We start from the raw sequence: 22,765 nt of genomic DNA, 5'->3' as shown, positions 1-22,765 counted from the left end.
CGCCCCATGCAGCTTTCCTCGCTCACCGCCGTTTCCCCCGTCGATGGCCGCTATGCCGGCAAAACTGCAGCGTTGCGCCCGATCTTCAGTGAGTACGGCCTGATCCGTAATCGCGTTCTGGTCGAAGTCCGCTGGCTGCAACGCCTGGCCGCCCATGAAGGCATCACCGAAGTGGCGCCCTTCTCCGCCGCAGCCAACGCCCTGCTCAACGAGCTGGCGGAGAACTTCGCCATCGAACACGCCGAGCGTGTGAAAGAGATCGAACGCACCACCAACCACGACGTCAAGGCCGTGGAATACCTGCTCAAGGAGCAGGCCGCCAAGCTGCCGGAACTGGCCGCGGTCAGCGAATTCATCCACTTCGCCTGCACCAGCGAGGACATCAACAACCTGTCCCACGCCCTGATGCTGCGCGAAGGCCGCGACACCGTTCTGCTGCCGCTGATGAAGCAGATCGCCGACGCCATCCGCGCATTGGCCGTCAAGTTCGCCAGCGTCCCCATGCTCTCGCGCACCCATGGCCAGCCGGCCTCGCCGACCACTCTGGGCAAGGAACTGGCCAACGTGGTCTACCGCCTGGAGCGGCAGGTCGCACAGGTAGCCGCCGTACCGCTGCTGGGCAAGATCAACGGCGCCGTAGGCAACTACAACGCCCACCTGTCCGCCTACCCGCAGATCGACTGGGAAGCCAACGCCAAGCAGTTCATCGAGGACGACCTGGGTCTGCAGTGGAACCCCTACACCACGCAGATCGAGCCGCACGACTACATCGCCGAACTGTTCGACGCCATTGCCCGCTTCAATACCATCCTCATCGACTTTGACCGTGATGTGTGGGGCTACATCTCCCTCGGCTACTTCAAGCAGAAGACCGTGGCGGGTGAAATCGGCTCCTCGACCATGCCGCACAAGGTCAACCCGATCGACTTCGAGAACTCCGAAGGCAACCTGGGCATCGCCAACGCGATCTTCCAGCACCTAGCCAGCAAGCTGCCGATCTCCCGCTGGCAGCGCGACCTGACCGACTCCACCGTGCTGCGCAACCTGGGTGTCGGCTTCGCCCACAGCGTCATTGCCTACGAGGCCAGCCTCAAGGGTATCGGCAAGCTGGAGCTGAACGAAGCGCGCATCGCCGAAGACCTGGACGCCTGCTGGGAAGTCCTGGCCGAGCCGATCCAGACCGTGATGCGCCGCTACGCCATCGAGAACCCCTACGAGAAGCTCAAGGAGCTGACCCGCGGCAAGGGCATCAGCCCCGACGCGCTGCTGACCTTCATCGACGACCTGGACATGCCGACCGCTGCCAAGGAGGAGCTCAAGGAGCTCACGCCGGCGCGCTATATCGGCAACGCTATCGCCCAGGCCAAGCGCATCTGAGCCTGCCGTGCCCCTGACAACACCTGACCTTGCCCAACAAGGTCAGGTGCTCAGCCTGTCGTCACGCGCTACGCCCGGCAATACCGGGCGTCTTTCTTCAAGGACACCGACATGAATGCCGACACCCCCCTGCAACTTCTCGGCGGCCTGACGCCTCGCCAGTTCCTGCGCGACTACTGGCAGAAAAAGCCGCTGCTGGTGCGCCAGGCGTTCCCGGACTTCGAAAGCCCGTTAAGCCCCGATGAATTGGCCGGACTGTCCCTGGAAGACTGCGTCGAATCACGCCTGATCATCGAGCATGGCGCGCAGCCCTGGGAGCTGCGCCGCGGACCGTTTGCCGAAGACAGTTTCAGCCAGCTCCCCGAACGCGACTGGACCCTGCTGGTACAGGCCGTCGACCAATTCGTGCCGGAAGTGGCCGAACTGCTTGAGCACTTCCGCTTCCTGCCCAGCTGGCGTATCGACGACGTGATGATCAGCTACGCCGCACCGGGTGGCGGAGTCGGACCACACTTCGATAACTACGACGTATTCCTCCTCCAGGGTCACGGCCATCGCCGCTGGCGGATTGGCCAGATGTGCGACAGCGACAGCGCGCTGCTCGATCATCCGGACCTGCGCATCCTGGCCGACTTCCAGCAAACCGACGAATGGCTGCTGGCGCCCGGCGACATGCTCTACCTACCCCCGCGACTGGCGCATTACGGTATCGCCGAAGATGACTGCATGACCTATTCGGTAGGCTTCCGCGCCCCCAGTGCCAGCGAAGTGCTGGTGCACTTCACAGATTTCGTCGCGCAGTTCCTCCCCGACGAAGAGCGCTATGCCGACGCCGACCTGCAACCTGGCGGCGAGCCCCAGCAAATCCAGGCTGACGCACTGCAGCGCCTGCGTGGCCTGCTCAATCAGCACTTGCAGGATGACCGCCTGCTGATGGCCTGGTTCGGCCAGTTCATGACCGAACCGCGCTACCCGGAACTGCTGCAGGGCGAGGACCTGCAAGCCTCGCAACTGCAGCAGGCACTGGATGAAGGCGCCATGCTGGTGCGCAATCCCAGCGCGCGCCTGGCCTGGGCGGAACTGGGTGACGAGCTGATGCTGTTCGCCAGCGGCCAGGGCCGCCTGCTGGGTGGTGAGCTGCGCGAACTGCTCCAGCTACTCTGTCAGGCTCCGGCGCTGCACGCCGACAACCTGGCGCCATGGTTGCAGCAGGAAGAAGCCCATACCCTGCTTCTGGAACTGATCAAGCAAGGCAGCCTGGAGTTTGCCGATGAGTAAAGTTCACGTACGCCTGGCCGACTGGCACAAGGATAATGCCGCACTGCGACGCATCCGCGAGGCGGTCTTCATCAACGAACAGAGTGTGGCCCCCGAACTGGAATGGGACAGCGAGGACAGCCAGGCCATCCATTTCCTGGCGCTTGAGGATGACTACCCGATAGGCACCGCACGCCTGCTCAGCGATGGGCATATCGGTCGGGTTTCGGTACTTCGCGACTGGCGCGGTCTCAAGGTCGGCGAACGACTCATGCAGGCGGCCATTGCCGAGGCCGAACAACGCGGTCTGCGCCAGCAACGCCTCAGCGCTCAGGTTCACGCCACAGCGTTCTACGAACGACTAGGCTTTCGGATAGTCAGCGATGAATACCTGGAAGCCGGCATCCCCCATGTGGATATGCTGCGCGAAAGCCACTGAGGCCCCGCCATGCACGAAGAAGACGCTAGCCCGCAGGACGCCGAAAGCCCGGAACTGCCGGCTATCGACTTCCAATCACCCGGACGCTTCAGCATCCACAACCCTGCAAGTCCGGCAACCCCTGGTCTGCCCGCCAGCGGCAGTAGTGCACAGCCAGCTCTGCCAGCGGGGCTGAAACGTTTCAGCAGTCCCGAGCAGGCCTGCCAGCATGCGCTGACTCTGCTTCAGCAGGCACGTTTTCGCCTGTGCCTGTACAGCCACAATCTGGAGCCCTGGCTGTACGATCACCGCAGCGTGCAGGAAGCCTGCAAGAATTTCCTGCTGGCCAGCCCGAAGAACAGCCTGCGCATCCTGCTGCGCGACAGCAGCCTGATCGTCAAACAAGGCCACCGCTTGCTCAACCTTGCACGCCGCCTGTCGAGTAACCTGCAGATTCGCCGCGTGCACCCGGACTATCCTGCCGAAGACATCTGCTTCCTACTGGTCGATGATTGCGCCCTGCTGACCCGCCCTCAGCCCAACCTGCCGACCGGCTATGTGCAATACAACGAACCGGCACGTGTTCGCCAGCGCCTGTTGCAATTCGAGCAGGCCTGGAACACCAGCCAAAGCGATCCTGAACTGCGGAGTTTTCTACTGTGAAAGCTGGCCTGCTCGCCCTGTTCCTGACCTTTGCCAGCAGCCTGAGCCTGGCGGCCACCGAAGCCATCAGCCTTAACAACCGCATGGCCGAGGATGTCATTGAAGTTGCCCGTTCGGTACTCGGCCATGAGGGGCGCGTCACCGCCTACGGCAACCAGCTGATCGTCAATGCGCCCAGTGAACGCATCGAAGAGCTGAAAAGTCTGCTGCAACAACTGGACCGCCCGGCTCGCCGCCTGCTGATCAGTGTCGATACGCAGGACAGCCTGCAGCAGCACGACCAGGGCTATCGGGTCGATGGCAGCGCGCGCATCGGCGATGTCGAGGTCATCAGCGGGCGCGGCGAACGTCACGGCAATGATCAGGTGCGTATCATCAACCGCAGCACGCAAAGCCGCAGTGGCGGCCTGCAGCAGATCCAGGCCAGCGAGGGGTATCCGGCACTGATCCAGACTGGCCAGAGCGTGCCCCTGCAACAACGCGGCACAGGCCCCTACGGACAGGTTTACCAAAGCACCGAATACCGCAATGTCACCCGCGGCATCTACGTGACCGCAACGCTGAGCGGCGAGCTGGTGCACATTACTCTGAGCAGTCACAACGATCGACTCAGCCAGCAACACCCCGGGAGCATCGACACGCAGCTGACTGACACACGCATCAGCGGTCGTCTCGGCGAGTGGATCACCCTGGGCGGTATCAGTGAGCAGCGCAGCGGCAATGACTCGGCCTTCCTGCGCCAGCACAGCACCCAGGGCAGCCAGGACATGGGGCTGCGCATCAAGGTCGAAGCACTCGACTGACCTGCAGGGCCCTGGCACGGCCACTGCGCACTTGTAGTGCAGCGACCAAAGGCACTACAAAAGGTTTGACTGAGCGCGCACAGAGGCGCATCATTGCGCCGCTCCCGCTAGCCTGGGGTTTCCGTCAGGAACCTCCAGATCGGCCTGCCGTACTGGCTTGCCGATTCGTGTCTGACACAGCCCACAAGGCCGTTCGACGAGGTTGCGACTGGAACCAAGTTGTCCTGAGGGACGGGGAAGCGTCATCACGTATCAGCCCGATGCACGGTAAAGTTCAGCTACACCCAACGGCACCCACGAGCCGGCAAGTTTTTCTGAACAATCAAAATCCGCGCTCGATACTGTTCGTCCCCCTCCTTGTCAGCGCCAGCCAGGTTCAGGTTGTCCCCTCTTCGATCCGCGGAAGCCGCCCTACACAGCAGCCCTGTTGCCGCGTGCCTGGGTAGTCGGTGCTCAACCAAACATATTTTCTGAAGGATTGACCATGTCCGCATATCAAAACGACATCAAGGCCGTTGCCGCGCTGAAAGAAGCCGCTGGCAGCAGCTGGAGCGCTATCAACCCGGAATCTGTCGCCCGCATGCGCGCTCAGAACCGCTTCAAGACCGGTCTGGAAATCGCTCAGTACACCGCCGACATCATGCGCAAGGACATGGCCGAGTACGACGCCGACTCGTCCAAGTACACCCAGTCGCTGGGTTGCTGGCACGGCTTCATTGGCCAGCAGAAGCTGATCGCCATCAAGAAGCACCTGGGCACCACCAACAAGCGCTACCTGTACCTGTCCGGCTGGATGGTTGCTGCGCTGCGTTCCGACTTCGGCCCGCTGCCGGACCAGTCGATGCACGAGAAGACTGCCGTCTCCGACCTGATCGAAGAGCTGTACACCTTCCTGCGTCAGGCTGACAGCCGCGAACTGGACCTGCTGTTCACCGCTCTGGACGCTGCCCGCGCTGCCGGCGACAACGCCAAGGCTGCCGAGATCCAGAACCAGATCGACAACTACGAAACCCACATCGTCCCGATCATCGCCGACATCGACGCTGGTTTCGGTAACCCGGAAGCCACCTACCTGCTGGCCAAGCGCATGATCGAAGCAGGCGCTTGCTGCATCCAGATCGAAAACCAGGTTTCCGACGAGAAGCAGTGCGGTCACCAAGACGGTAAAGTCACCGTTCCGCACGCTGACTTCCTGGCCAAGATCGCTGCCGTTCGCTACGCCTTCCTCGAGCTGGGCATCGACAACGGTGTAATCGTTGCGCGCACCGACTCCCTGGGTGCTGGCCTGACCAAGCAGATCGCCGTGACCAAAGAGCCGGGCGACCTGGGCGACCTGTACAACTCCTTCCTGGATTGCGAAGAAGTTGCCGCCTCCGACCTAGGCAACGGTGACGTCGTGATCAACCGCGGTGGCAAGCTGCTGCGTCCGAAGCGTCTGCCGTCCAACCTGTTCCAGTTCCGCGCTGGTACTGGCGAAGACCGCTGCGTACTGGACTGCATCACCTCGCTGCAGAACGGTGCCGACCTGCTGTGGATCGAAACCGAGAAGCCGCACGTTGGCCAGATCAAGGGCATGGTTGACCGCATCCGCGAAGTCATCCCGAACGCCAAGCTGGTTTACAACAACAGCCCGTCCTTCAACTGGACCCTGAACTTCCGCCAGCAGGTATTCGATGCCATGGTCGCCGAAGGCAAGGACGTTTCCGCCTACGACCGCGCCAAGCTGATGAGCGTCGAGTACGACGAGACTGAACTGGCTCAGATCGCTGACGAGAAGATCCGTACCTTCCAGCGCGACGGTTCTGCTCACGCCGGCATCTTCCACCACCTGATCACCCTGCCGACCTACCACACTGCCGCTCTGTCGACCGACAACCTGGCCAAAGGCTACTTCGCCGACCAGGGCATGCTGGCCTACGTGAAAGGCGTTCAGCGTCAGGAACTGCGTCAGGGTATCGCCTGCGTCAAGCACCAGAACATGGCTGGCTCCGACATCGGCGACAACCACAAAGAGTACTTCGCTGGCGAAGCGGCTCTGAAGGCAAGCGGTAAAGACAACACCATGAACCAGTTCCACTAAGAACAGGTTCGACGTCTCCTTCGGGAGACGTCAGCAACACAAAAAAACCCGGCTCGCCGGGTTTTTTTGTGCCTGTAGCACTCAGTGCACCGGTAGCTTGACGGTCGCGAACAACTCGTCGACTTCCGCCTTGCTATGGCACTGCACCGCCTGATTCACCCGCTCGCGCGTCAGGTGCGGTGCAAAAGCCTCGATGAAGTCATACATGAAACCGCGCAGGAAAGTCCCACGGCGAAAGCCAATCTTGGTGACACTGGCCTCGAACAACTCACTGGCATCCAACACCACCAGGTCACTGTCGAGCTTGGCATCCACAGACATACCCGCCACGATGCCCACGCCCAGCCCCAGACGTACGTAGGTCTTGATCACGTCGGCGTCCGCTGCGGTAAACACTACCTTTGGCGTAAGCCCCTCACGGGCGAAGGCGTCATCCAGCTTGGAACGCCCGGTAAAGCCAAACACATACGTCACCAGAGGATGCTCAGCCAGGTCAGCCAGGGTCAGCTTGGGCAAACTGGCCAGTGGATGTCCCTGCGGGACGATCACGCAGCGATTCCAGCGATAGCAAGGCATCATTACCAGATCGCCAAATAGCTCCAGCGCTTCGGTGGCAATGGCGAAATCGACAGTGCCATCGGCAGCCATCTCGGCAATCTGCATGGGCGTCCCCTGGTTCATGTGCAAGGTCACCTCAGGGTACTGCCGAATGAAACTGCTGATCACCGGAGGCAATGCATAACGCGCCTGGGTATGCGTGGTGGCGATCGACAGTGTGCCGCGCTTCTCGTTGGAAAACTCCTGGGCAATCTGCTTGATACTTTCCACCTTGCGCAGGATTTCTCCGGCGGTAGTGATGATCCGCTCGCCCGCCGGGGTCACCCGGGTCAAGTGTTTGCCACTGCGCGCAAAAACCTCCACGCCCAGCTCATCTTCCAGCAGGCGAATCTGCTTGCTGATTCCCGGTTGCGATGTGAACAGGCTCTGCGCTGTAGCCGACACGTTGAGGTCGTGATGGGCCACTTCCCAGATATAGCGCAATTGCTGCAGTTTCATGTGCATCCCTCGGCAACAGAACGGACGCGGCCGCCTGCTGGCGGCGCCGCTCTTTTATAACCTTTGAATTGGTTTAAAAAGACAATTTAGACGATTTAATCCTTATCGTCGCGATGATTCCGTACAACCATGCCTGCATGGAGAGCCACATAGCGACAAAGTTCCTGAGCAAAGCGCTTACAGCTCACCGCGCCCGCGATGCTGCAACATCGGCACCAGGTACACCGGCACCTCGGACAACTGCAGAACACGCGCTGCGGTACGTCCCAGCGGTATATCCAAGCGCGCTCCATGGCTGTGGCTGCCCAGCACCAGCAAGTCAGCGCCCAGCTTATGCGCTTCATCAAGAATCACCTGCGGTGGATCCCCCTGCAGCACATGCACCGCACTGATCATCGACATGTCCTGTACCGCTTCGGCCATTTCCTCGCGGAAAGCCTCCAGCACACGCTGCTCGATGTTGCACATCACGGTATGCAACCCACCACCACGCAGATCCTGCAGGCGCTCCTGATCAAGGTAGGTCTGCAGCACCGACTCGGCAAACAACCCCATCGGCTCCACCGCATGCACTACGTACAATTCGGCACGATAGGCATGCGCCAGGCTCAGCGCATGCTGCAATACGTAGGGTGCGTAAAGCCCTAGGTCCGTGGCATAGAGAATAGAGCGAACCATCTGGCCTCCTCGACATCCTGACTGGCCTGTCAGACAGCTTAGTCAGGGTTGCGGCGGGTTGCTCACGCCATGCGGTACATGCCCCGTCGCCACCACCTGACTGGCCTTCAGGCAATGGCCGGTCTGGTCATCGAAAAACAGATCGGCGGCAAATGCCTCGAGAAACGCCGATTTTTCCAAGCCACCAAGAAACAGCGACTCATCCAGGCGAATATCCCAGGCCCGTAATGTACGAATGACCCGTTCATGGGCCGGTGCGGAGCGCGCCGTGACCAAGGCCGTACGAATCGGGCAGTCCTCGACGGAAAACTCCTGCTGCAACTGGTTCAGTGCCGCCAGAAAGGCCTTGAAAGGACCGCCTTCCAGAGGCTGTCTTGCTGCAGTGCGCTCATGCGCCTGGAAAGCGGCCAGGCCATCCTGCTGAAAGACTCGCTCCGAGGCATCGGTAAACAGCACGGCGTCGCCATCGAAGGCAATACGCAACTCATGACTCTCGGCTCGCCGTACGCCTCCGGGCAACAGTGTCGCCGCCGCAAAACCGGCATCCAGCGCACTGCGAACATCCTCTGCATGACTGGATAAAAACAAGTGACAGCCGAAGGCCGCCAGATAGGGATAAGGGCTACGCCCTCCCACAAAGGCTGCCCGACTGATCCCTAGACCATAGTGCTCGATGGAGTTGAAGATACGCAGCCCGGTATCGGCACTGTTGCGCGACACCAGAATGACCTCGACACGCTGCCGCCCAAGACGCTTGTTGAGCGCCAGGAGCTTGTGCACCAAAGGAAACGCCTCGCCGGGCGCCAATACCTGTTCCTCGTTATCGATCTGATACTGGCGATAGGCTTCAACGCCCTGCGACTCATAGATTCGATGGCTTTCACTCAAATCAAAAAGCGCCCGTGAAGAAATCGCCAACACCAGTTGCTCATCAAGGCTGGCCATCGACGGCGCCCTCCTGAAGAAATTCCAGCTGCTGGTACAACATGCGCGTCGCGGGCATCTCCACTGCCATGGCGCGGGCCCGCTGTAGCGGTTGCGCATAGATGGCCGCCAACTCCAGCGGGCGAGCATGACGATAATCATGGTGCATGCTCGGCCAGTAGTCCGGCATGTTCTCCGTCACCTTGAGTAGCGTCTGCGCGTAGCCGGCAGGCAATGTGCATCCGGCGCTGACAGCGGCCGCAATGACCTCCTCCATCAACGTCTGCACCAGTTCTCGCGTTGCCGGATTCCCCAGCAGCATTCCGGTGTGGGCATTGAGCACCACTGACAGGCCATTGAAAGGCACATTCCAGACCAACTTCTGCCAACGCGCCTGCTGCAGATCGGCAACGCCACGCGCATCAATACCAGCCGCACGCAACAGCGCCACACCTTCAGCAAGCACCGCCGCACCCTGCTCACCCGGCCCGCTGTGATAACCCAGGCTTATGCTGCCCTGGGCCTGATGCACCAGCTTGCCTGGAGCGGCGCGGTGCACGCAGATAAAACACAGCCCGCCCAACAGGTGCAACGAATCAGGCAACAGAGGACGCACTGCCTCTTCGACGCCCAGACCGTTCTGCAGCAGGACGACCCGGGCATTGTCCGCCGCAACCTGTGCCAGCAGCGGCGCCAGTTCGGCATTGCTGGTGGTCTTGCAGGCCAGCAACAGCCAGTCACAACGAGGCATGGCTGCCGCATCCTCATACACCTTGACCGGCTGGCAGAGCGTGCCCAGGCTGCAACTCTCCAGATGCCATCCCTGCTCGCGCACAACCGGGTAATCACTGCGCAACAAAAAGTGCACATCGAAACCGGCACGCGCCAATAACAGCCCGTAGAAGCCGCCAATGGCCCCTGCCCCGACAATGCCGATGCGCGGCCCTGCCTGTTCACTCATCAGTGTCCCCTTCAGTCTCGCCATTTCGTTGCATGCCTCGGCAATGCGTTGCCGGCAAGCAACAACTAGTCTGCCACAGCAGACCAAGGCGGCTCGACCAAAGTGCAACAGCCGCTTGCGCATCCATCCACTAAACTGCAGACATCCCAGGCCGATAACTGGCTCAAATGGGAGGGTATGAGCATGCGTACTTACCTGCGCCACCCCAGCGATATGCCGGTAGAACTGCGCCTGCGGCGCCTGCCACCGATCAGTCGCCAACAACTCTGCAACATCAGCCTAGGCGGTCTGGCCTGCAACAGCTCGCGACGCTTTCGACGCGGCAGCGCCGTAGAGCTACGTATTCCGGCACTCGGCGAACAGGCGCGCTACCGTGGCGTAGTAGCCTGGTGCAGACGCCAGGCTGACGCCTTTCTGGTTGGCATCGCCTTCCTCGACGAAGACACCCTGTTTCGTGCCCGCATGGTCGAGCAGATCTGCCAGATCGAACATTATCGGCGTGAGCAGGAGCAGCTACGCGGCCAACCACTCGATAGCGAGAGCATGGCCCACGAGTGGATCACTCGACACGCCGCTGAGTTCGCCCGCGCCAGCTTTATCTGACCCATTGTTCAACTAAGCCCTACCAGGCCATCGTCAGGTACATTTTGGTCATTGTCGAGCACGCCTGCGACGCGCTAAGGTTCAGGCTTGGCTGGCTTCCAGCCTGGCGCTGTGCCAGCACAACGCTTGAGCTACTTGCACATCATGGGTTGTCCTATCGGCCTCACTGCCACACGTCGTTTTGCGCATGCCGTTTTCTGCAACATCCAGCCTGCCCTAACACCTTTACCAGTGCTGCCCAATCACAACCTCCGCGTGCAAGAGCCCCTCGACGACCCTGACCAGATGATGAGCACGATGGCTGATTTACCGATAGATGACCTGAACGTCGCCTCCAATGAAACCCTGATCACCCCCGAGCAGCTCAAGCGCGAGATTCCCCTCACGCCGGCGGCCCTGCAGACTGTCGCGCATGGTCGTGAAGTCGTCCGCAACATCCTCGATGGCAAGGACCATCGACTGTTCGTGGTCATTGGTCCCTGCTCGATCCACGATATCAAGGCCGCCCATGAGTATGCCGAGCGCCTCAAGGCGTTGGCCGCTGAAGTAGCCGACACGCTCTTTCTGGTCATGCGCGTATATTTCGAAAAGCCGCGCACTACCGTGGGCTGGAAAGGCCTGATCAACGACCCCTACCTGGATGACTCTTTCAAAATCCAGGATGGCCTGCACATCGGCCGCCAACTGCTGCGCGACCTCGCCGAAATGGGCCTGCCGACAGCCACCGAAGCGCTCGACCCGATTTCCCCGCAATACCTGCAGGACCTGATTAGCTGGTCAGCCATCGGTGCACGCACCACCGAATCGCAAACCCACCGTGAAATGGCCTCCGGCCTGTCTTCGGCCGTCGGCTTCAAGAACGGCACCGACGGCGGCCTGACCGTGGCCATCAATGCCCTGCAGTCGGTATCCAGCCCACATCGTTTCCTGGGCATCAACCAGCAGGGCGGTGTTTCCATCGTCACCACCAAGGGCAACGCTTATGGTCACGTGGTACTGCGTGGCGGCAATGGCAAGCCCAACTATGATTCGGTGAGCGTTGCCCTGTGCGAACAGGAACTGACCAAGGCCGGCATTCGCCCGAACATCATGGTCGATTGCAGCCACGCCAACTCTAACAAGGATCCAGCCCTGCAACCGCTGGTCATGGATAACGTGGCCAACCAGATAGCCGAAGGCAACCAGTCGATTGTCGGCCTGATGGTGGAAAGCCACCTGGGCTGGGGCAACCAGTCGATTCCCAAGGATCTTTGTCAACTCAAGTACGGCGTTTCGATTACCGACGCCTGCATCGACTGGGACACCACCGAGAAGAGCATCCGCAGCATGCATCACAAGCTGAAGGATGTACTGCCCAAGCGGCAGCGTGATTGATCCCTGACAGGGCAGGCGCGATGTGCCTGCCCTACTCGAGGTGACGCGAACGCTGGCGCCGCTGCAGGTAGCGCTCGATATAGGAACAGGAAGGGATCACCGTATAGCCGCTGCTCTCGGCATAGTTCAACGCCGCTTCAGCCAATGCAGCGGCGACCCCCTGACCACGCAAGGCATCCGGCACAAAAGTCCGGTAGATATCCAGTGTTGCCTTACCCAGATCCATGTAGGCCAGGTAAGCGCGATGACCATCGAGCTGCGTTTCAAACTGATGGGCAGCCAGATCGTGGGTAATGTCAAAACGCCTTGCCATGTTCGTCATGATCTCCTTGTTTTACGCACTGCGAGCTATCGCCATTGTAGAACACCGACTTACTGGCGCCAGTCAACTCCGGCAATCGAGAAATTTAAGAAAAAAACCTGCACGGCTTGCCTTGGCTCCGTTTACTTACTAAAAGAAACAGGTAGCATGTACGCCGGCTGATTTCTCCATATGGAGAAATTACCCATATGGAAAGACCACCTTAAGGGGAAAACGATGAACAACGCTCTGAAACTGTCCGCCCTGGCTCTGGCTGCCGTTCTGGCTACTGGCTGCAGCAGCCTGTCCAAAGAAGCAGAAGCTCGCCTGACCGCTACCGAAGACGCCGCTGCCCGCGCTCAAGCTCGTGCCGACGAAGCCTACCGCAAGGCCGACGACGCTCTGGCCGCTGCTCAGAAGGCTCAGCAAACTGCTGACGAAGCCAACGAGCGCGCTCTGCGTATGCTGGAAAAAGCCAGCCGCAAGTAATAGCCTCCCGGCTATAAAAAAAGCCGACCTGGGCAACCAGGTCGGCTTTTTTATTGAGCGAGTCTTCTTGTTCAGGCGGGCAAACCGCTATGGAAACGAAACTGCTCATCAACGCTGGCAATCAAGTGATTTTCGACCTGGCGGATCACTTCGATGCGCTGCGCCACATCACCCGCATCGCCATACAGCAAAGCCAGCTGCAAATAGCCCTGGTAGTGACGCCCCTCGCTCTCCAGCAGCCCGGCATAGAACTTGGCCAGTTCGTTATCCAGGTGCGGCACCAGCGCGGCAAAACGTTCACAGGAACGCGCCTCGATAAAGGCACCGACGATTAGCGTATCCACCAGTCGCTCCGGCTCGTTCTTGCGTACCTGTTCACGCAGGCCCGACGCATAGCGTGATGCCGTCACATGGCGCAACTCTATACCGCGCCGGCGAATAATCCGCGTGACCTGCTCGAAATGCACCAATTCTTCGCGTGCCAGACGCGACATCCGCGCAGCCAGTTCGCTGCGTGTCAGGTAGCGGCCCATCAGGCTCAAGGCCGTTTGTGCCGCCTTGAACTCCAGCGTCCGATGATCCAGGAGTAGCGTTTCCTGCTCGACCAGCGCACGTTCAATCCAGGCTGGCGGAGTCGCCAGGCCGCCAAGGAACTGCAAAATCTCCTCAAGCATGGGGCTTGCTGCTGTCTCGGGGGGCATCACGCAGGTCTCCTCCAGCGACTGGGCCGTTGCACTAAAACCCAGCGTTTACACTCGATAACACAGTGAAGTGGCAGGCTTCACAAAGGCAGCGCATTATACGGTCAGTAGTTGGCCGCGGCAGCTTCACTGGCTTGATATATATCAACCTGCCTGCGATGCTCACTGCCTATATTGGATACAGCTATAAGCCATTCGTACTTAAGGAGATAGGAATATGCATGCCATCCGCAGCATTCTGGTGGTAATGGAGCCCGACCGCCCGGAAGGCCTGGCGCTCAAGCGTGCCAAGCTGATCGCCGGCGTGACCCAGTCGCACCTGCATTTGCTGGTCTGCGAGAAGAAGCATGACCATGCGGCCTATCTTGCCGAGTTGTGCGCCGGCCTGAGCGAGGAGGGCTACTCAGTGAGCAGCCAGCAGTCCTGGCTGGAAAACCAATACCAAACCATCATTGCCGCCCAGCAGGCCGAAGGCTGCGGACTGGTCATCAAGCAGCACTACCCGGATAACCCCCTCAAGAAAGCCCTGCTGACTCCGGAGGACTGGAAACTGCTGCGCTACTGCCCAGCTCCGGTACTGATGGTCAAGACCGACACGCCCTGGACCGGAGGCAACTTCCTCGCGGCCGTGGATGTTGGCAACAGTGACAGCGAGCACCGTACCTTGCATGCGAGCATTGTCAGCCACTGCAACGACATGGCCGACATGGCCAAAGGCCAGTTGCACGTGGTATGCGCGCACCCCTCGCCCATGCTCTCTGCAGCCGATCCGACCTTCCAGCTCAAGGACACCATCGAAAGCCGCTACCGCGAAAGCTGCAAGAGCTTCCAGGAGCAGTACGCGCTCAGCGATAGCCAACTGCACATCGCCGAAGGCCCGGCAGACGTACTGATCCCCCATGTAGCCAGCCAGATCAAGGCCGTGGTAACCGTACTGGGCACCGTGGCGCGAACCGGACTGTCCGGTGCACTGATCGGCAACACCGCGGAAGTCGTGCTAGACGCCCTGGAAAGCGATGTACTGGTACTCAAGCCGCAGGATGCCCTTGAGCATCTGGAAGACCTGGTCGCCAAGCGCTGACCCAGAGGCTCGCCCGTCCTCTGACGTGGCGAGCGCGTTAGCCCTCATTCACCCACTATTCAAGGAATAACCTTATGGCCCGCGCCAGCGCCCGTCATATCCTGGTTGCCAGTGAAGCACGCTGCAACGAACTGAAAGCCGCCATCGAAGGCGGTGCCGACTTCGCCGAAATCGCCCGTCAGCACTCCACCTGTCCCTCGTCCCGTGACGGTGGCGATCTGGGCACCTTTGGCCGCGGCCAGATGGTCAAAGAGTTCGACACCGTGGTTTTCAGCGCACCGCTGAATACTGTGCAGGGTCCGGTGCGCACCCAGTTTGGCTACCACCTGCTGGAAGTCACCAGCCGTCAGGACTGAAGCGCACTTGCCGTTGCGTCAGCACGACGCAACGGCAATACGCTGCCAGCAGCCATTGCTACGCGTATAATGCGCGCCTTTGTTGGCTGTTACAGGACGTGCCCATGCCCCGCTCCACTCCGCCTGGCCCCACCGAACAGGCCGCTACCCAGACCTCCCCCACCCCGCAATCTGCCAGCGCGCCCTTCCGTTTTCCCTTTGCTGCCGACACCTACGCGCCGAAGAAAGACGCCAAGACTGCCTGGCCAGGCAACGACAAGAACAGCAACCACGACCAACGCCCGGGCCCCGCGCCACGCGGCTCGCGTCGTTCCATGGGCAAGCGCTGAAGCCCACCTCACCAACCGACTGCCAGGGAGACACACCATGGGTGCCCAGTGGAAAGCCAAACCCAAAGAAGCCGCCGCCAATGCCCGAGGCAAGTTGTTCGGCAAGCTGGTCAAGGAAATCATGATCGCTGCGCGTAACGGCGCCGACCCGGACATGAACCCCAAGCTGCGCCTAGCGGTGCAGCAAGCCAAGAAAGCCTCGATGCCCAAGGACACGCTGGAGCGCGCCATCAAGAAAGGCGCGGGACTGTCCGGCGAGATCATCCAGTACGAGCGCACCCTTTACGAAGGCTTTGCGCCACACCAGGTGCCACTGATCGTCGAGTGCCTGACCGACAACGTCAATCGTACCGTTGCCGAGATCCGCGTACTGTTTCGCAAAGGTCAGCTCGGCACCTCCGGCTCGGTAGCCTGGGACTTTGAACACCTGGGCATGATCGAAGCCACACCCAACAGCGCAGAAGCCGATGCGGAGCTGGCAGCCATCGAAGCTGGCGCCCAGGATTTCGAGGCCAGCGAAGACAGCGACAGCCTGTTCTACACCGAAGCCACCGATCTGGACGCCGTGTGCCGCGCCTTACCCGAGTATGGCTTTACCGTCAACTCGGCCAAGCTTGGCTATCGCGCCAAGAACCCGGTCACCCTCAGTGGCAGCGCACTGGAAGAAGTCGAAGCCTTTCTTGAAGCACTCGACAACCACGATGATGTTCAGAACGTCTACGTCGGTCTGAGCGTCTGACCTGACGCCTGCGCAAGCCACTCAGCCTTTGCCGTCACGGGCAAAGGCTGCTTCCAGGGCTGCATTGAGGGTTCGCAGGACCTTGATGCGTGCATAACGCTTGTCATTGGCCTCCACCAGCGTCCAGGGTGCCAGCTCGGTGCTGGTGCGATCGACCATATCGCCCACTGCATCGACATACTGCGGCCACTTCTCCCGATTACGCCAATCGTCCTCGGTAATCTTGTAGCGTTTGAAGGGAATGCTCGCCCGCTCCTCGAAGCGCTTGAGCTGGGTATCCTGATCAATCGCCAACCAGAACTTCACCAGCACGATGCCGGCGTCATGCAACTGCTCCTCGAAATCATTGATCTCGCCGTAGGCGCGCAGCCAGTCAGCCTGCGCGCAAAAGCCCTCGACTCGCTCCACCAGTACCCGGCCATACCAGGAGCGATCGAAGATAGTGAATTGCCGGCGTGCCGGAACATGTCGCCAGAATCGCCACAGATAGGGTTGCGCCCGCTCTTCTTCGGTCGGCGCGGCAATCGGCACGATACGATACTGGCGCGGATCCAACGCTTCGGCCACGCGGCGAATCGCGCCTCCCTTGCCAGCGGCATCGTTACCTTCAAAAACCGCCATCAACGCATGCTTGCGCATCCGTTTGTCACGCATCAACAAGGCTAGCCTGGCCTGCTCGCTGGCCAATTGCTGGCGATACTCCTCCTTGCTGAGTTGCAGGCGAAGATCCAGGCTGTCGATCAGACTGCGATTATCCAGGCTATGCACCAACGGTGCGGAATGCGGGTTGCGCTGCCGGCGTTCCTGATGATGCAGGGCGGCCTGCAAGCCTTCCAGGACAATGCGCCCGACACTCAGACTGCGATAGTTGGCATCCGCCCCTTCGATTACATACCAGGGCGCATAGTCGCGACTGGTTCGCCGTAGTACCCGCTCGCCAAATTTGACGAACTTGTCGTAGACGCGGTTCTGCTTCCAGTCCAGCTGGCTGATCTGCCAACTGCGTTGCGGATCCTGCTCCAGGCTCTGCAGGCGCGCCTTGAGCTGCTGCTTGGACAGATGGAACCAGAACTTGAAGATCAGTGTGCCCTCGTCACAGAGCATGCGCTCGAAACACTCAGTATTGTGGATCGCCTGATCCAGACGGGCATTGCTGATGCGTCCATCGACACGTGCCTGGAGCATCTGGCTATACCAGTTGCCGAAGAAGATGCCGATGCGCCCCTTGGCCGGCAGCTTGCGCCAGAAGCGCCACTGTGCAGGCCGCTCCAACTCCTCATCGGTGGGCGCCATGAAACTCTCTACCTGGATGCCACGCGGGTCCATCCATTCGTTGAGCAGTTTGACAGTTTCGCCCTTGCCAGCCCCCTCAATGCCATTGATCAGAATCAGCACGGCAAAACGCTTGTGCTGCTGCAACTCGAACTGCGCTTCGAGTAAGGCCTCGCGCAGATCGGCCACCGCGATGTCATAACTCTGTTTATCGATGGCATGGCCGATTTCGGCAGACTCGAACATCCTGTACTCCCCGCAAGGCAATGAGCAACGAGCCTACGCAATGCCCCAGGCAATGGCCAGTACTGCACGGCGACGGGCCATCAACCCGCCGCCGCACAGCGTTCAACCCTGGCTTTGCGCCAGGTCCATCAGTTCGCGGCTGGCCACGGTATACATGGCATAGTCGACGCTACTGGCAGCACGCAGCTCAGCCAGCATGGCCAACCAGCGCTGGACCAGTGGCTGATGCTGCTGCAACCAGCTGGCCAGGCGTTGCTCCAGTTCGGCACACGGCTCCTCGCACTGCAATACCGCCACGGTAATCGCCCGTTGCTGCCAATCCAGGTCATCGCGAAACGCCTCGCGCGCCAGCGCCTGCCAGGTATTTTCCACCGGCAGGTTAGTGACCTGCTGCAGATACCAGGACAGCTCGAGTGCACCACCCACGGCAAAGTACACACTGGCCACCTCCTGCGGCGTACGCCCGCAGACATCCGCTGCCTCGATGATCGGCAGCAGCGTGTACAGGTGACTGGTGCCTGCCACCAGGCGCGCCAACGGCTCGGCAACCCCCGCCTCGACATAGCTCTGGAAACGCGCCAACCACTGCTCGCGCGCCGGTCCTTCGAGGAGCTGATCAAGACTGCCAGCCAGCTCCGCTACACGGGGCGCAAAATGCGCCACGTCGCGTGCCGCATCCAGCGTGTCGCGGCGACTGCGCAGGAACCAGCGGGTAGCGCGACGTCCCAGACGCATCAGCTCATCCATCAGCTGCAGCTGTAGCTCAGCGGGAACCTGATAGTCCAGCGCCTCGATCTGCTGCCACCAGTACGGCAGGCGGAATACGTCACGCACCACCAAATAGGCCCCGGCCACACTGGCCGCATCCATGCCGGTCGACTCCTTGAGGCGTTGCACGAAGGTGATGCCCATGTGATTGACCAGGTCATTGGCAACCTGCGTGCTGATGATTTCCCGCTTCAGGCGATGCCCTTGCATCACCTCAGCAAACTGTTCGCCAAGGCGCGCCGGGAAGGCCGTGCGCATCTCCCGAACCAGATAGCCGTCATCCACCAGGCTGGACCTGAGCAACGCCTCCTTGAGATCGATCTTGCTATAGGAAATCAGTACCGCCAGCTCTGCCCGAGTCAGCCCCCGGCCATTGGCGGCACGCTCGTTCAGCTCATCGTCACCGGGCAGGAACTCCAGGGCCCGATCCAGCTTGCCAGCTGTTTCCAGAGCTGCCATCAAACGCTTGTATTCCGGCAAACGTTCACGGGCGCGACGCTCGGCCAGGGACAGGGCCTGAGTCTGCTTGTAGTTGTTTGCCAGCACCAGTGCCGCCACGTCGTCAGTCATCTGCGCCAGCAACTGGTTGCGCTGCTTCTCGGTCATGTCACCGGCCGCGACGATCTCACCGAGCAGTATCTTGATATTGACTTCGTGGTCGGAGCAGTCCACACCACCCGCGTTATCAATGAAGTCGGTGTTGCCGGCGCCCCCTGCCAGGCCAAACTCGACCCGCCCTAGCTGGGTCATTCCCAGATTGCCGCCTTCACCAAACACCTTGGTGCGCAGCTCGCAACCGTTGACCCGCAGCGCATCGTTGGCTTTATCGCCGACATCGGCATGGCTCTCCTTGCTCGATTTGACATAGGTGCCGATGCCGCCGTTCCAGATCAGGTCTACCGGTGCCTTGAGCAATGCGCTGATCAGGTCATTGGGCGCCAGGCGTTCGGCCTGGATCGCAAAACGTGCCTGCATCTGCGGAGTGATGGCGATGCTCTTGGCGCTGCGCAGGAAAACCCCGCCCCCTGCGGAAATCAGCTGTGCGTCATAGTCGGCCCAGGATGAGCGCGGAAGCTCGAACAGACGCTTGCGCTCGACGAAGCTCTTTGCTGCATCCGGATCAGGGTCGATGAAAATATGCAGGTGGTTGAACGCAGCCACCAACTGCAATTTCTCCGAGAGCAGCAAACCATTGCCGAACACATCGCCAGCCATGTCACCAATACCGATGACCGTGATCGGGTCTTTCTGCACGTCGATACCACGCTCGCGGAAATGACGCTGCACACTCACCCAGGCGCCCTTGGCGGTAATGCCCATGCCCTTGTGGTCATAGCCAGCCGAACCACCCGAGGCAAAGGCATCGCCCAGCCAGAAGCCATAGTCGCGGGCAATGCCATTGGCAATGTCCGAGAAAGTCGCGGTGCCCTTGTCGGCGGCCACCACCAGATAGGGATCGTCAGCATCATGGCGTACCACGCCCTCTGGCTCGACAATCTGTCCCTCGCGCAGGTTATCGGTGATATCCAGCAGACCGCTGATGAACAGCCGGTAGCAGGCAATCGCTTCGGCGAGGACTTCATCGCGCGTGCCACCTGGCGGCAAACGTCGCGGCACGAAGCCCCCCTTGGCGCCCATCGGCACGATCACCGCGTTCTTCACCTGCTGGGCCTTGACCAGGCCCAGCACCTCGGTGCGGAAATCCTCCTCGCGATCCGACCAGCGCAGACCGCCACGCGCCACATCGCCAAAGCGCAGGTGTACGCCTTCAAAGCGTGGGCTGTAGACGAAAATCTCGAACTTCGGTACCGGTCTGGGAATGTCCGGAATGAGTCGCGGACTGAGCTTGAAGCTGAAGTAGGATTTGGCCTGGCCGTCGGCAGCGCTCTGGAAAAAGTTGCTGCGCAGGGTGGCCTTGATCAGGTCCAGATAGCGCCGCAGGATGCGGTCCTCGTTGAGTACCGCCACATTGTCGAGCGCAGCGAGAATCGCCTGCTCCAGCTTATGCTGCTTGTCCTGCAGGTCTTCGGCCGACAGCTTGCGCGCCAGATAAAAGCGCGTACGGAACAGACGCACCAGCTCGCGGGCAATCTCGGCATGATTGACCAACGTGGCGGCGATATAGCTGAGATCGAAGCCCAGGCGAATCTGCTTGAGATAGCGCGCATAGGCACGCAACAAGGCCACCTCGCGCCATGGCATCGCAGCGCTCAAGACCAGGCGGTTGAAGGCATCGTTTTCCGCCTGACCAGCCACGATATGCACGAAGGCATCCTGCAGGGTGTCGTTGAGCTGCTGGATATCCGCCTTCACGCCTTCGGCGGTGATAAAGGCGAAATCATGAATCCAGAACTCCCGGCCATCGGCACGCCGTAGCTTGTAGGGAAACTCACCCAACACACGCAAGCCGAGGTTCTCGAGAATAGGCAAGACATCCGACAGCGGCAGCGGTGTGTCGGCATGATAGAGCTTGCAGTGCAGCTGGCCACCGCTGTGCGCCAGTGGCTGGTAGAAACTCATGGCCAGCGGACGCTGCTCGTCGAGGCCGAGCAGGTGCTGCATGTCGACCACCGCCGAGTGCGCAGCAAAACGCTCGCGATAACCGGCCGGGAAGCCTTTGGGAAAGTCCGCCAGCACCTGGGTCCCCTGGGCCTCGCCCAGACTTTCCACGATCAGGCCGGCAAAATCATCCTGCCAGGAGCGACAAGCCAGGATCACTTCCTGCTCCAGGCGTTGCGGGTCAATGACCGGCGACTGCCGCGGGTCCACCTTGAGGATGAACTGCACACGGGCCAGCACCGACTCGGAGAAATAGGTCCAGAACTCGCAGTCGCTGGCCTGCAGACGCTCCATCAGGATCTGCTGGATCTTCAGACGCACTTCGGTGGAATACACATCGCGTGGCACATAGGCCAGGCAATAGGCAAAGCGTCCGTAGGGATCACGCCGCAGGAACAGGCGCAACTTGTTGCGTTCCTGGATTTGCACGATGGCGATAGCGGTATTGAACAACTCGTCCACCGGGGTCTGGAACAGATCATCGCGCGGCAGCACTTCAAGTACCTGAGCCAACTCCTTGCCCAGGTGCGCACTGCTCTCGAAGCCGGAGCGCCGAGTAATTTCGGCCACTTTCAGGCGAATGAAAGGAATACGCCGGACACTTTCGGCGTACACCGTGGAGGTGTACAGCCCCATGAAGCGGCACTCACGCACCACCTGCCCCTTGCCGTCCAACTCACGCAACGAGACGAAATCCGGATAGGCCGGACGATGCACCCGACTCGGCACCGCCGCCTTGGCAAAGGACAGCAGCTGTGGTTCGCGCAGGTAGGCAAGCGCCTGCGGCTCGATATGTCGCTCCTGTTCGCTCAATCCGCTACGCAGCAAACGCGACAGGCCCAGCAACGACTGTTCGTCATAGACCAGGCAGCCGCCCTCCGCCTGCTCATGCACCGTGAACTCTTCGTAACCCAGGAAGGTGAAGTGATTGTCCAACAGCCAGGCAAGAAAGGTCTTGACCTCCTCCAATTCGGCAGGCGCACCCTTGCCGCGCGCCTTGTCCAGGCCGGCCAGCAGTTGCTGCGCGCGCGCACGCATCGGCGCGAAATCGGCGACGGCCAGACGCACATCGCCCAGCACATCAAGCAGTCCCTGCTCCAGCGCATGCAGCTCGGCGCCACTGGCACAACGATCGATCTCCAGATAGATCAGCGCCTCCTGACGCACTTCCTCTCCGCTACTGCCACGCGGCAACACTTCGAGCAGCTCGCCAGCCGCATTGCGCCGCACGCTGTACACGCTGTTCTGCAGGGTATGGATGCTGTAGCCACGCCGGTTGAGTTCCATACGCAGCGAGTCGACCAGAAACGGGATATCGCCATGCAGCACTTCGATAGCCGTGTGCGTGGACTGCCAGCCATGTTTCTCGTAGTCCGGATTAAAGGCCCGCACGATCGGCTGCGCAGGATCGAAGTGCGCCAGCAGACGCCAGGCTGACAAGGTGGCGCCCGCCAGGTCGCCCAGCCGCCGCTGCGACAGCTCATCAAGGGCCACGATGCCAAAGAATTGCTCGGCGAACAGCGCTACTTGTGGCAGCGCCTGTTCGTCGACATGCTGCGCCAGGGCTCCTTGCAGTTGGTGCTGGAAGTCAGCCTTACTGGCGGCAGTGAAAAAGGTCATGGTGAGGCTCCATTTACCGTGAAGGGAATACGGAGACTGGCGGCGGCCATGTCTCTGGTGCCGCCAACGGCGCCAGAGACATGATCACTTGCACAGTCCCCAGGCTGAAC

General features: G+C 60.6%; 21 protein-coding genes. 13 read left to right on the top strand and 8 right to left on the bottom strand.

Annotated features, from left to right (window positions below):
- The first annotated feature begins 6 nt into the window (after positions 1-6).
- The 6 genes from purB (at position 7) to CW360_RS08475 (ending at position 6,598) form a co-directional block, all read left to right on the top strand.
- Positions 7-1,377 (top strand): adenylosuccinate lyase, encoded by a 1,371-nt coding sequence (gene purB, locus CW360_RS08500; RefSeq protein ID WP_101193392.1) that lies wholly within the window; start codon positions 7-9, stop codon positions 1,375-1,377.
- A gap of 111 nt (positions 1,378-1,488) precedes the next feature.
- Positions 1,489-2,655 carry a ribosomal protein uL16 3-hydroxylase gene (locus CW360_RS08495; protein WP_101193391.1) on the top strand — a complete coding sequence of 389 codons (1,167 nt, stop codon included), beginning with the start codon at positions 1,489-1,491 and terminating at the stop codon, positions 2,653-2,655.
- On the top strand, positions 2,648-3,073 hold the full coding sequence (locus CW360_RS08490; RefSeq protein ID WP_101193390.1) for a GNAT family N-acetyltransferase: 426 nt from the start codon (positions 2,648-2,650) through the stop codon (positions 3,071-3,073). The genes CW360_RS08495 and CW360_RS08490 overlap by 8 nt, the downstream gene beginning before the upstream one ends.
- Positions 3,074-3,082: 9 nt before the next feature.
- The gene (locus tag CW360_RS08485) at positions 3,083-3,715 is read left to right on the top strand and encodes a DUF7931 domain-containing protein (RefSeq protein WP_101193389.1); all 633 of its coding nucleotides are present in this window, start codon (positions 3,083-3,085) and stop codon (positions 3,713-3,715) included.
- A complete protein-coding gene (locus CW360_RS08480; protein ID WP_101193388.1) occupies positions 3,712-4,518 on the top strand; it encodes a secretin N-terminal domain-containing protein in 807 nt (268 codons plus the stop codon). The genes CW360_RS08485 and CW360_RS08480 overlap by 4 nt, the downstream gene beginning before the upstream one ends.
- A gap of 484 nt (positions 4,519-5,002) precedes the next feature.
- Positions 5,003-6,598: an isocitrate lyase gene (locus CW360_RS08475; protein WP_093986570.1), complete on the top strand. Its 1,596-nt coding sequence runs from the start codon at positions 5,003-5,005 to the stop codon at positions 6,596-6,598.
- Positions 6,599-6,679: 81 nt separating this feature from the next.
- Here CW360_RS08475 and cysB read toward each other — a convergent pair whose 3' ends face one another.
- From cysB to CW360_RS08455, 4 genes are all read right to left on the bottom strand, one after another.
- Positions 6,680-7,654 (bottom strand): HTH-type transcriptional regulator CysB, encoded by a 975-nt coding sequence (gene cysB / locus CW360_RS08470; protein ID WP_101193387.1) that lies wholly within the window; start codon positions 7,652-7,654, stop codon positions 6,680-6,682.
- A gap of 177 nt (positions 7,655-7,831) precedes the next feature.
- Positions 7,832-8,332 carry a universal stress protein gene (locus CW360_RS08465; protein WP_093986568.1) on the bottom strand — a complete coding sequence of 167 codons (501 nt, stop codon included), beginning with the start codon at positions 8,330-8,332 and terminating at the stop codon, positions 7,832-7,834.
- A 42-nt stretch (positions 8,333-8,374) separates the two neighbouring features.
- Positions 8,375-9,277, bottom strand: coding sequence for a 5'-nucleotidase (locus tag CW360_RS08460; protein WP_101193386.1), 903 nt, complete (start codon positions 9,275-9,277; stop codon positions 8,375-8,377).
- Complete coding sequence (locus tag CW360_RS08455; RefSeq protein WP_101193385.1) at positions 9,264-10,217, bottom strand: putative 2-dehydropantoate 2-reductase; 954 nt, start codon at positions 10,215-10,217, stop codon at positions 9,264-9,266. Before CW360_RS08455 ends, CW360_RS08460 begins: the two co-directional genes overlap by 14 nt.
- A 183-nt stretch (positions 10,218-10,400) precedes the next feature.
- Between CW360_RS08455 and CW360_RS08450 the strand changes: the two genes are divergently transcribed.
- Both CW360_RS08450 and CW360_RS08445 read left to right on the top strand, forming a co-directional pair.
- Positions 10,401-10,820, top strand: a complete 420-nt coding sequence (locus tag CW360_RS08450) for a PilZ domain-containing protein (protein ID WP_093986652.1) — start codon at positions 10,401-10,403, stop codon at positions 10,818-10,820.
- 297 nt (positions 10,821-11,117) lie between these two features.
- A complete protein-coding gene (locus CW360_RS08445; protein ID WP_093986565.1) occupies positions 11,118-12,194 on the top strand; it encodes a 3-deoxy-7-phosphoheptulonate synthase in 1,077 nt (358 codons plus the stop codon).
- Positions 12,195-12,225: 31 nt separating this feature from the next.
- Here the strand turns inward: CW360_RS08445 and CW360_RS08440 are convergent, their stop codons facing one another.
- Positions 12,226-12,507 (bottom strand): GNAT family N-acetyltransferase, encoded by a 282-nt coding sequence (locus tag CW360_RS08440; RefSeq protein ID WP_093986564.1) that lies wholly within the window; start codon positions 12,505-12,507, stop codon positions 12,226-12,228.
- A gap of 225 nt (positions 12,508-12,732) precedes the next feature.
- Between CW360_RS08440 and CW360_RS08435 the strand changes: the two genes are divergently transcribed.
- Positions 12,733-12,984: an Lpp/OprI family alanine-zipper lipoprotein gene (locus tag CW360_RS08435; protein ID WP_093986563.1), complete on the top strand. Its 252-nt coding sequence runs from the start codon at positions 12,733-12,735 to the stop codon at positions 12,982-12,984.
- Between the two features lie 71 nt (positions 12,985-13,055).
- Here CW360_RS08435 and CW360_RS08430 read toward each other — a convergent pair whose 3' ends face one another.
- A complete protein-coding gene (locus CW360_RS08430) occupies positions 13,056-13,658 on the bottom strand; it encodes a MiaE family protein (RefSeq protein ID WP_093986562.1) in 603 nt (200 codons plus the stop codon).
- A gap of 244 nt (positions 13,659-13,902) precedes the next feature.
- On the opposite strand from CW360_RS08430, the gene CW360_RS08425 reads away from it, so the two are divergent.
- From CW360_RS08425 to CW360_RS08410, 4 genes are all read left to right on the top strand, one after another.
- Complete coding sequence (locus CW360_RS08425) at positions 13,903-14,766, top strand: universal stress protein (protein ID WP_093986561.1); 864 nt, start codon at positions 13,903-13,905, stop codon at positions 14,764-14,766.
- A 74-nt stretch (positions 14,767-14,840) separates the two neighbouring features.
- Positions 14,841-15,122, top strand: a complete 282-nt coding sequence (locus tag CW360_RS08420) for a peptidylprolyl isomerase (RefSeq protein ID WP_093986560.1) — start codon at positions 14,841-14,843, stop codon at positions 15,120-15,122.
- Positions 15,123-15,226: 104 nt separating this feature from the next.
- Positions 15,227-15,451: a hypothetical protein gene (locus CW360_RS08415; protein WP_101193384.1), complete on the top strand. Its 225-nt coding sequence runs from the start codon at positions 15,227-15,229 to the stop codon at positions 15,449-15,451.
- A gap of 37 nt (positions 15,452-15,488) precedes the next feature.
- Complete coding sequence (locus CW360_RS08410) at positions 15,489-16,190, top strand: YebC/PmpR family DNA-binding transcriptional regulator (protein WP_101193383.1); 702 nt, start codon at positions 15,489-15,491, stop codon at positions 16,188-16,190.
- Positions 16,191-16,211: 21 nt separating this feature from the next.
- Here the strand turns inward: CW360_RS08410 and pap are convergent, their stop codons facing one another.
- Both pap and CW360_RS08400 read right to left on the bottom strand, forming a co-directional pair.
- Positions 16,212-17,708, bottom strand: coding sequence for a polyphosphate:AMP phosphotransferase (gene pap / locus CW360_RS08405; RefSeq protein WP_101193382.1), 1,497 nt, complete (start codon positions 17,706-17,708; stop codon positions 16,212-16,214).
- Between the two features lie 102 nt (positions 17,709-17,810).
- Positions 17,811-22,655, bottom strand: a complete 4,845-nt coding sequence (locus CW360_RS08400; protein ID WP_101193381.1) for an NAD-glutamate dehydrogenase — start codon at positions 22,653-22,655, stop codon at positions 17,811-17,813.
- Positions 22,656-22,765 lie beyond the last annotated feature (110 nt).

The organism is Pseudomonas fluvialis (assembly GCF_002835605.1).
Taxonomy (GTDB): domain Bacteria; phylum Pseudomonadota; class Gammaproteobacteria; order Pseudomonadales; family Pseudomonadaceae; genus Aquipseudomonas; species Aquipseudomonas fluvialis.
The sequence above is the reverse complement of the archived record's forward strand: the minus strand, read 5'-3'. Positions and strand labels throughout refer to the sequence as shown.